General features: G+C 71.4%; 8 protein-coding genes. 7 read left to right on the forward strand and 1 reads right to left on the reverse strand.

All coding sequences use genetic code 11. The annotated features are described in order from the left end of the window. The 4 genes from ACWEN3_RS33660 to holA all read left to right on the forward strand — a co-directional run. Positions 1-1,297 (forward strand): ComEC/Rec2 family competence protein (locus tag ACWEN3_RS33660; RefSeq protein WP_452978641.1); only part of this gene is annotated, 1,297 nt, incomplete at its 5' end. Between the two features lie 69 nt (positions 1,298-1,366). Beyond that, complete coding sequence (locus ACWEN3_RS33665; RefSeq protein WP_452978644.1) at positions 1,367-2,200, forward strand: arylamine N-acetyltransferase family protein; 834 nt, start codon at positions 1,367-1,369, stop codon at positions 2,198-2,200. Positions 2,201-2,261: 61 nt separating this feature from the next. Beyond that, positions 2,262-2,507: a hypothetical protein gene (locus tag ACWEN3_RS33670; RefSeq protein ID WP_452978647.1), complete on the forward strand. Its 246-nt coding sequence runs from the start codon at positions 2,262-2,264 to the stop codon at positions 2,505-2,507. 105 nt (positions 2,508-2,612) lie between these two features. Next, a complete protein-coding gene (gene holA / locus ACWEN3_RS33675) occupies positions 2,613-3,602 on the forward strand; it encodes a DNA polymerase III subunit delta (RefSeq protein WP_452978650.1) in 990 nt (329 codons plus the stop codon). Positions 3,603-4,249: 647 nt separating this feature from the next. Here the strand turns inward: holA and rpsT are convergent. Then, positions 4,250-4,516 (reverse strand): 30S ribosomal protein S20, encoded by a 267-nt coding sequence (rpsT, locus tag ACWEN3_RS33680; RefSeq protein WP_452978652.1) that lies wholly within the window; start codon positions 4,514-4,516, stop codon positions 4,250-4,252. Between the two features lie 226 nt (positions 4,517-4,742). Between rpsT and lepA the strand changes: the two genes are divergently transcribed. The 3 genes from lepA to ACWEN3_RS33695 all read left to right on the forward strand — a co-directional run. Beyond that, on the forward strand, positions 4,743-6,617 hold the full coding sequence (lepA, locus tag ACWEN3_RS33685) for a translation elongation factor 4 (protein ID WP_452978653.1): 1,875 nt from the start codon (positions 4,743-4,745) through the stop codon (positions 6,615-6,617). Between the two features lie 263 nt (positions 6,618-6,880). Beyond that, complete coding sequence (locus tag ACWEN3_RS33690) at positions 6,881-8,755, forward strand: AMP-dependent synthetase/ligase (RefSeq protein WP_452978655.1); 1,875 nt, start codon at positions 6,881-6,883, stop codon at positions 8,753-8,755. A 204-nt stretch (positions 8,756-8,959) separates the two neighbouring features. Then, the coding region (locus tag ACWEN3_RS33695) for an ATP-binding protein (protein ID WP_452978656.1) at positions 8,960-9,412 on the forward strand (453 nt) is incomplete at its 3' end.

Below are 9,412 nucleotides of genomic sequence, written 5' to 3' on the forward strand. Positions count from 1 at the left end.
GCTGCGGCGGCACCGGGTACCCCCGAGGCTCGCCGAGGCACTGGCGGCGGCCGCCGCGGCGCAGGCCGTGTGCGCGCCGGTCCTGGCGGTGCTGTCGGCCCGGGTGAGCCTGGTGGCGGTGCCGTGCAACCTGCTGGCCGAGGTGGCGGTGGCGCCCGCGACGGTGCTGGGGTTCGCCGCGCTCGCGATGGCACCGGTGGCGATGCCGTTGGCCAAGGTGTTCGCGTGGTGCGCGGGTTGGCCGACGGAATGGATCGCCGCGGTCGCCCGGAGCGGGGCGGCGCTGCCCGGCGCGGCGGTGGACTGGCCGGGCGGCTGGCTGGGGGCGCTGCTGCTCGCGGCGGTCACCGTGGTCGTCGTCGCGGCCGGGCGGCGGTTGCTGCGGCACCCGTGGTGGTGCGGGCTGCTCGGGGTGCTGCTCCTGGTGGTGGTGGTGCGGCCGGCACCGCTGACGAGGGTGCTCACGGGCTGGCCGCCGCCGGGGTGGCGGCTCGCGATGTGCGATGTAGGGCAGGGCGACGCGACCGTGCTGGCGGCGGGGGAGGGAGCCGGGGTGGTTGTGGACACCGGACCCGATCCGGCGCTGGTCGACCGCTGTCTGCGGCAGCTCGGCATCACCCGCATCCCCCTCCTCGTGCTGACCCACTTCCACGCCGACCATGTGGCGGGGCTGTCCGGAGTCCTGCGGGGCCGTTCGGTGGCCGCGATCGAGACCACGGGTCTGGAAGAGCCCGCGGGCGAGGCCGAGTTCGTCAGAAGGGAGGCGGCCGCACGGCACATCCCGGTCACACGGGCCGTCGCGGGCGAGGAGCGGCGTACCGGGCCGCTGGCCTGGCGGGTCCTGTGGCCCCCGCCGAGCCCTCCGCCGCCCTCGGACACGGGGGCACCTCCGGCAGGACCGGCCGCCGCGCCGGAGCTGGACGGCCCGAACGACGCCAGCGTCGCGCTGCTCGTCCGTACGGGCGGACTGAGGATGCTGTTGCTCGGGGACCTCGAACCCCCGGCCCAGCAGGCGCTGCTGCGGTCCCCGGCGGCGGCCGAGCTGGCCGGAGTGGACGTACTGAAGGTGGCCCACCATGGCTCGGCCTATCAGGACCCGGATCTGTTACGGCTGGCGGCGCCCCGGGTGGCCCTCATTTCTTGCGGTGCCGACAATCCCTACGGACACCCGGCACCGTCGACCGTGGCCGCGCTGCGCGCCGGTGGGGCGGTGGTGCTGCGCACCGATCGGGACGGGGCGCTCGCGGTCGGCGGGACCGGAGGGGCGGGCGGGGAGGTGAAGGTGACGAGAGAGTGAGGGGCGCGGGTCGTGGTTCGTCCGGTGCGACGTGGGTGCGCGGCCGGGGTGATCGCCCAGACTGGGGGCATGAACTCAGCACAGGTCGATGCCTATCTCCGCCGGCTCGGCGCCGCCCGCCCGGCACGGGCCACCGGTGAGGCGCTGCGTGAACTGCACCTGCGTCATCTGCGGACCGTGCCCTTCGAGAACCTGTCGATCCACCTCGGCGAGGAGATCGTGCTGGAGGAGAAGCGGCTGCTGGACAAGGTGACCGTGGCCCGGAGGGGTGGCTTCTGCTACGAACTGAACGGCGCTTTCGGAGCGTTGCTCGCCGCCCTCGGCTACGAGGTGGAGCTGCTCGCGGCGCGGGTGTACGGGGAGGAGGGCAGGCTGGGGATCCCGTACGACCATCTCGCGCTTCGGGTGCGGACGGTGGACGGTGACCTCTGGCTCGCCGACGTCGGGTTCGGGGCGCACAGCCACCACCCGCTGGCGTACGCGGAACGCGGGGAGCAGGCCGATCCGGGCGGAGCGTTCCGGGTGGCGGAGGCCGGGCCGGACGCGGCGGGGGTGCGGGGCGGCGGCCCGGCGGCCGGGGACCTGGACGTCATACGGGACGGCCATCCGCAGTACCGGCTGGAGGCACGTCCACGGGTGCTCGCGGACTTCGCGGCCGGCGCCTGGTGGCACAGCACCTCCCCGCTGTCCCACTTCACCCGCTCCCTGGTCTGCTCACGCGTCACCGAGGACGGAGGAAGAGCCACCCTCAGCGGACGCACCCTGACGACAACGGGCGCCGACGGCGCGCGCGAGACACGGGAGTTGGACACGGACGAGGAGGTGCTGGCGGCGTACCGCGAACGGTTCGGGATCGAGCTGAGCAGCGTGCCCACGGTGCGTGAAGGGGACTCGGGAAGCTAGTCCGGTTCGGTCCGGCCGACCGGGCGCTTCGGGCCGGGTGGGGTGGCGGAGAATGGGGCCCGTGAGTGATGTGAGACATGTGCTGGTGCTGCCCGACCGGGATACGGCGGAGGAGGTGGCCGAGGCGCTCGGGGAGCGGTTCGGCATCGACGAGGAGCCGCGGCTGGTCCGGGACGCGCTGGCCGGGGAGGACGACGCCGAGGACGCCCAGTGGCTGGTGGTCCTGCGGGACGAGCACGACCGGCTGGACCCCAAGGAGCTGGACGCGTTCGCGGGGGAGTGGGACGGCTGGCGCGAGGAGCCGTAGCCCCCGGCGTGGGCGGGGCCCGGGGCGGGAGCCGCACAGGGGGCGGTGCCGGGGTGTCCGTCGGGGAGCGGGGCGTTGTCGGTGGGGCGTGGGATGCTTGTCCCGATGGCCAGGAAGACTGCGAATGACGACCTTCTCGCCCCGGTGACGCTCGCCGTGGGGCAGGAGGACCTGCTGCTCGACCGTGCCGTGCGGGAGGTGGTGGCCGCCGCGAGGGCCGCCGACGCCGACACGGACGTACGGGACCTGACCCCGGACCAGTTGCAGCCCGGCACGCTCGCCGAGTTGACCAGTCCCTCGCTCTTCGCCGAGCGCAAGGTCGTCGTCGTGCGCAACGCGCAGGATCTGTCGGCCGACACGGTCAAGGACGTGAAGGCCTATCTCGGGTCGCCGGCCGAGGAGATCACACTCGTGCTGCTGCACGCGGGCGGCGCGAAGGGCAAGGGGCTGCTCGACGCCGCGCGCAAGGCGGGGGCGCGGGAGGTGGCCTGTCCGAAGATGACCAAGCCGGCGGACCGGCTGGCGTTCGTGCGGGGGGAGTTCCGGGCGGCGGGCCGGTCGGCGACGCCCGAGGCGTGCCAGGCGCTGTGCGACGCCATCGGCAGCGACCTTCGGGAGCTGGCGTCGGCGGTGTCGCAGCTGGTCGCGGATGTCGAGGGGACGATCGACGAGGCCGTCGTCGGGCGGTACTACACCGGGCGGGCCGAGGCGTCGAGCTTCACGGTCGCGGACCGGGCGGTGGAGGGGCGTACGGCGGAGGCGCTGGAGGCGCTGAGGTGGTCGCTGGCCACGGGGGTGGCGCCGGTGATGATCACCAGTGCGCTGGCCCAGGGCGTGCGGGCCATCGGAAAGCTGTCGTCCGCTCGGGGCGGCCGGCCGGCCGATCTGGCCCGGGAGCTGGGGATGCCGCCGTGGAAGATCGACCGGGTGCGGCAGCAGATGCGTGGGTGGACGCCGGACGGGGTGGCGGCGGCGCTCAGGGCCGTCGCCGAGGCGGACGCGGGAGTCAAGGGCGGCGGCGACGACCCCGAGTACGCACTGGAGAAGGCGGTCGTGGTGATCGCCCGGGCAGCCCGCTCACGCGGGCGCGGGTAAGGGGTCCCCGAGGGCTCCGGCTCCACCCGGACCCCACAGCGGCTCCCGCCCGGACCTCGGAATGAGCTGCGCCCCAGACTCCGCTCGCCATGGGCTCCGTCCGGCACCCCGTTATTGGCTCAGCCCGGACCTCGGGATGGCTCCCCCCGGGCCTTGCTCGCCAGGGGCTCCGTCCCGGCCCTTTACCGGCTCAGCCCGGACCTCGGGATGGCTCCGCCCCAGACCCCGCTCGCCAAGGGCTCCCGCCGAACCCCGCTCGCCAGGGGCTCCCGCCAGATCCCGCCATAGGCTCCCCCGCCACAGGCTCCCCCTCGGCCCGCAAGGGCCCCCTCCCCGGACCCACCCCGCCACGGGCTCCCCAGCCCCCGACTCGCCCCACCCCGCAACCAGGCCGGGCCGAACGCTCACCCCCCGGCCATCACCACAACCCCCGTCAAGAACGCCCCCGTGCCGCAGGGCTCTCCCCGGTATGCCGAAAACCCCGGCGCCCGCCCTGGGGAAGGGAGGGGGCCGGGGTTTTCGGTTCGAGATGGTGAGCCCGTACCCGCGTGGCGAACGCAGGCCGCGTACAGGCTCGGGGTGCCGGACGGGAGCGGATGAGAGAGGGCCCGCTCTGGGTCCTTCCGGCGGTCAGATCAGAAGGAAGCTCAGCCCTGGAGGGACGAGACCTTGGAAGCAAGCGCCGACTTCTTGTTGGCGGCCTGGTTCTTGTGGATGACGCCCTTGGAGACGGCCTTGTCGAGCGCACGCGCGGCGGCGCGCTGCAGCTCGGTGGCCTTCTGGGCGTCACCCGCGGCAGCGGCCTCGCGGGCCTTGCGGATCGCGGTCTTCAGGGAGGACTTGACGGCCTTGTTGCGCAGCCGAGCCTTCTCGTTGGTCTTGATCCGCTTGATCTGGGACTTGATGTTCGCCACGAAGGAGCCTTTTCAGGTTCAGGCACGGGGCCGCACGGGTCCCGTACCGGTGATCCAAATTTTCTCTGACGCGCCTCGTGCTGAGAGGGCATGAGGCACAGCCATCTACAGTACCAGTGGCCCTGCGAGCGGCCCAAAACGGTCCTCGGTCCCTCCGCGTGGGACCATGGAGACTACGTATCGATCCGACCCGAGGCATAAGGCGCCTCAAGAGACAGGACCCTGCGTGCCCGCGACCCCTAACCATGTGCCCGAGCCGAGCCGTACCGCCCCGGCTCTGATCCGCAATTTCTGCATCATCGCGCACATCGACCACGGCAAGTCCACGCTCGCCGACCGCATGCTCCAGCTGACCGGTGTGGTCGAGCAGCGGCAGATGCGTGCTCAGTACCTCGACCGGATGGACATCGAGCGCGAGCGCGGCATCACGATCAAGTCCCAGGCGGTGCGTCTGCCCTGGGCCCCGACCGAGGGCCCCGACCAGGGCACGACCCACATCCTCAACATGATCGACACCCCGGGGCACGTCGACTTCACCTACGAGGTCTCGCGGTCGCTGGCCGCCTGCGAGGGGACCGTCCTCCTCGTCGACGCCGCCCAGGGCATCGAGGCGCAGACCCTCGCCAACCTCTACCTGGCGATGGAGAACGACCTCACGATCATCCCGGTCCTGAACAAGATCGACCTCCCCGCGGCCCAGCCGGAGAAGTTCGCCGAGGAGCTGGCCAACCTGATCGGCTGCGACCCGGAGGACGTCCTCAAGGTCTCCGCAAAGACCGGTCTCGGCGTGGACGCGCTGCTGAACAAGGTCGTCAAGGAGATCCCGGCGCCGGTCGGGGTCGCCGACGCGCCCGCCCGCGCGATGATCTTCGACTCGGTGTACGACTCCTACCGCGGTGTCGTGACGTACGTCCGTGTCATCGACGGACAGCTCAACAAGCGCGAGCGCATCCGGATGATGTCGACCGGCGCCACCCACGAGCTGCTGGAGATCGGCGTCAACTCGCCCGAGATGCTCCCGGCCGACGGGCTGGGGGTCGGCGAGGTGGGCTACCTCATCACCGGTGTGAAGGACGTCCGCCAGTCCAAGGTCGGTGACACCGTCACCAGCCAGCACAAGGGCGCCACCGAGGCGCTCGGCGGCTACAAGGACCCGAAGCCGATGGTCTTCTCGGGTCTGTATCCGCTGGACGGCTCGGACTACCCCGAGCTGCGCGAGGCGCTCGACAAGCTCCAGCTCAACGACGCCGCGCTGGTCTACGAGCCGGAGACCTCCGCCGCCCTCGGCTTCGGCTTCCGCGTCGGCTTCCTCGGCCTGCTGCACCTGGACGTGATCCGGGAGCGCCTGGAGCGAGAGTTCGGTCTCGACCTGATCGCCACCGCCCCCAACGTGGTCTACCGCGTGTTGATGGAGGACGGCAGCGAGCACGTCGTCACCAACCCGAGCGAGTTCCCCGAGGGCAAGATCGACGAGGTCTACGAGCCGGTCGTACGGGCCACGATCCTCGCGCCCACCGAGTTCATCGGCGCGATCATGGAGCTGTGCCAGACCCGGCGCGGCACCCTGCTCGGCATGGACTACCTCTCCGAGGACCGGGTCGAGATCCGCTACACACTGCCGCTCGCGGAGATCGTCTTCGACTTCTTCGACCAGCTGAAGTCCAAGACCCGTGGCTACGCGTCCCTGGACTACGAGCCCACGGGCGAGCAGACCAGCTCCCTGGTCAAGGTCGACATCCTGCTGCACGGCGACAAGGTGGACGCCTTCTCGGCGATCACCCACAAGGACCAGGCGTACGCGTACGGCGTGCGGCTGGTCGCCAAGCTCAAGGAGCTGATCCCGCGGCAGAGCTTCGAGGTGCCGGTCCAGGCCGCCATCGGCTCGCGGGTGATCGCCCGTGAGACCATCCGCGCCATCCGCAAGGACGTCCTCGCCAAGTGCTACGGCGGTGACATCTCCCGTAAGCGCAAGCTGCTGGAGAAGCAGAAGGAAGGCAAGAAGCGGATGAAGATGGTGGGTTCCGTGGAGGTTCCGCAGGACGCCTTCATCGCCGTCCTCTCCAGCGATGACAGCGCGGGGTCGGGCAAGGGCAAGAAGTAACCAAAGGTAACAACGGGTTACGCCCGCAAACCGGGCACATGGGGGCCCGTCGTGCGAAAGCGCGGCGGGCCCCTACGCGTGCGTAGTGTCGCTCTGAGTGGAAAGTGACAGGCCGAAGCCCCTTACGCAGCGGGCGGTCGCCCCTTACCCTGATGCCTGCTCGATAGTTACTCGCGAGTTAAACAACAAGCCCGAAACCCCACCGTGAGTTAACCCAGCCGCACCCGAGTACAGCCGCACTGTCGCGGGCCCCGGAGGATGTCGTGAGCGACACACTGACCCTGATCGAGAACCGTCCGCCGTCCGTGGCGGCCCTCTTCCTGGAGCGCGTGACGGCCACACCGGACGCGGAGGCCTACCGCTATCCGGTGCCCGCCGCCTCCGGCCAGGGCCCGGACGACTGGAAGTCGCTGAGCTGGGCGCAGGCGTCCGACCGGGTGTACGCGATCGCGGCCGGGCTCATCGAACTCGGCGTCGAGCCGGAGCAGCGGGTGGCGCTCGCCTCCTCCACCCGTGTCGAGTGGATCCTCGCCGACCTCGCCATCATGTGCGCCGGCGGCGCCACCACGACGATCTACCCGCAGACCAATGCCGACGAGTCCGCGTTCATCCTCTCCGACTCCGAGAGCCGGGTGCTGATCGCCGAGGACGCCGCCCAGCTCGCCAAGGCGGTCGAGAAGCGCGCCGAGCTGCCCGACCTCACCAAGGTCGTGGTCGTCGACCCGGCCGGCGTGGAGAGCGGCGACTGGGTGATGACCCTCGCCGAGCTGGAGGAGCGCGGCGCGGCCTACCTGGAGAAGCACCCGCAGCTGATCAAGGAGCGGGTCGGCGCGATCACCAGGGACCAGCTCGCCACCCTCATCTACACCTCCGGCACCACCGGCCGCCCCAAGGGCGTGCGCCTGCCGCACGACAACTGGGCGTACATGGCGAAGGCGATCGCCGCGACGGGCCTGGTGGGCCAGGACGACGTGCAGTACCTGTGGCTGCCGCTCGCGCACGTCTTCGGCAAGGTGCTCACCTCCGGGCAGATCGAGGTCGGCCACGTCACCGCCGTCGACGGGCGCGTCGACAAGATCATCGAGAACCTTCCGGTGGTGCAGCCCACGTACATGGCGGCCGTGCCGCGCATCTTCGAGAAGGTCTACAACGGGGTCGCGGCCAAGGCCCGCGAGGGCGGCCCGGCCAAGTACAAGATCTTCCAGTGGGCCGCGGAGGTCTCCCGCGAGTACGCCAAGGCGAGCCAGGACAACTTCCGGCGGACCGGCAACCGCGCCGTGCCGTTCGGCCTGGCCGCGAAGCACAAGGCCGCCGACGCCCTCGTCTACGGCAAGCTCCGCGAGGCCTTCGGCGGCCGCCTGCGGGCGTGCGTCTCCGGCGCCTCCGCGCTCTCCCCGGAGATCGGCTACTTCTTCGCCGGCGCCGGCATCCACATCCTGGAGGGCTACGGCCTCACCGAGTCCTCGGCGGCCTCCTTCGTCAACCCGGGCGAGGCCTACCGCACCGGCACGGTCGGCAAGCCGCTGCCCGGCACCGAGGTCCGCATCGCCGACGACGGCGAGATCCTGCTGCGCGGCCCCGGCATCATGCAGGGCTACCACCGGCTGCCCGAGAAGACCGACGAGGTGCTGGAGTCCGACGGCTGGTTCCACACCGGCGACATCGGCGAGCTGTCCCCCGACGGCTATCTGCGCATCACCGACCGCAAGAAGGACCTCATCAAGACCTCCGGCGGCAAGTACGTCGCCCCGGCCGAGGTCGAGGGCCAGTTCAAGGCGGTGTGCCCGTACGTGTCCAACATCCTCGTGCACGGCGCCGACCGGAACTACTGCACCGCGCTCATCGCCCTGGACGAGCTCGCGCTCGCGGACTGGGCGAAGGAGAACGGCCTGGAGGGCAGGCCGTACGCCGAGATCGTCGCGGCCCCGCAGACGGTCGAGATGGTCGACGGGTACGTCAGGCAGCTCAACGAGGGGCTGCAGCGCTGGCAGACCATCAAGAAGTTCCGGCTGCTGCCGCGGGACCTCGACGTCGAGCACGGCGAGATCACGCCCAGCCTGAAGCTGAAGCGGCCCGTGGTGGAGCGGGAGTACAAGCACCTCATCGACGAGATGTACTCCGGTACCCGGGAGCAGTAGGCACGTTCCCCGAGGGTGGGGGACCGCGGGCCGCTCGTGGCCGGCCGTGCGGTTCCCCGCGACTTCCTGGGGCGTTCACGTCCGGCCCCGCCCGAAAGTTTGCGTCTTCTGACGCACCCGTAGCACGGTTCTCGGCCACGACTGTCCACTTCGGTGACTCAGCGCTTATGCGCGCCCCCTGTCTGTCACCCTGGCCGCATGGACATGGCGGCCATACCCACGCAGCGGGAGAGCGAGGACCGGGCCACGAGGGTGCGCGGGCGGGCCACCCTGCCCGGGAGCCCACTCGCGCCCGGGTCCGCCCGCGCCCTGGTGCGGGCGGACCTCCTGGACGTGCCCGAGGTCGCGCCCCGGCTCGTCGACGACGCCCTGGCCGTGGTCAGCGAGCTGGTCACGAACGCCGTCGTGCACGCCGGCACCGACGTACAGGTCGACTGGCGCCTGGAGGAGACCGGCGCGTTCGTCGTCGAGGTCCGCGATCAGCACCCCACCCGCCCGCCGCGCGACGGGGCCGCCGGCGAGGCGCCGTACGACATCCCCGAGTACGGGCGCGGCCTGCGCCTGGTCGGCACGGCCTGCTCGACCGCGCGCAGACGGCCTCAACTCGGCCGCCATGATGGGCCAGTTGCGCACCGCCGTACAGACCATGGCCGCCAT

The organism is Streptomyces sp. NPDC004561, assembly GCF_053602155.1.

Bases quoted from the DNA above. Each gene is read 5' to 3' on its own strand.
- ACWEN3_RS33665 (WP_452978644.1), top strand. From the start codon at position 1,367: ATGAACTCAGCACAGGTCGATGCCTATCTCCGCCGGCTCGGCGCCGCC.
- holA (WP_452978650.1), top strand. From the start codon at position 2,613: ATGGCCAGGAAGACTGCGAATGACGACCTTCTCGCCCCGGTGACGCTC.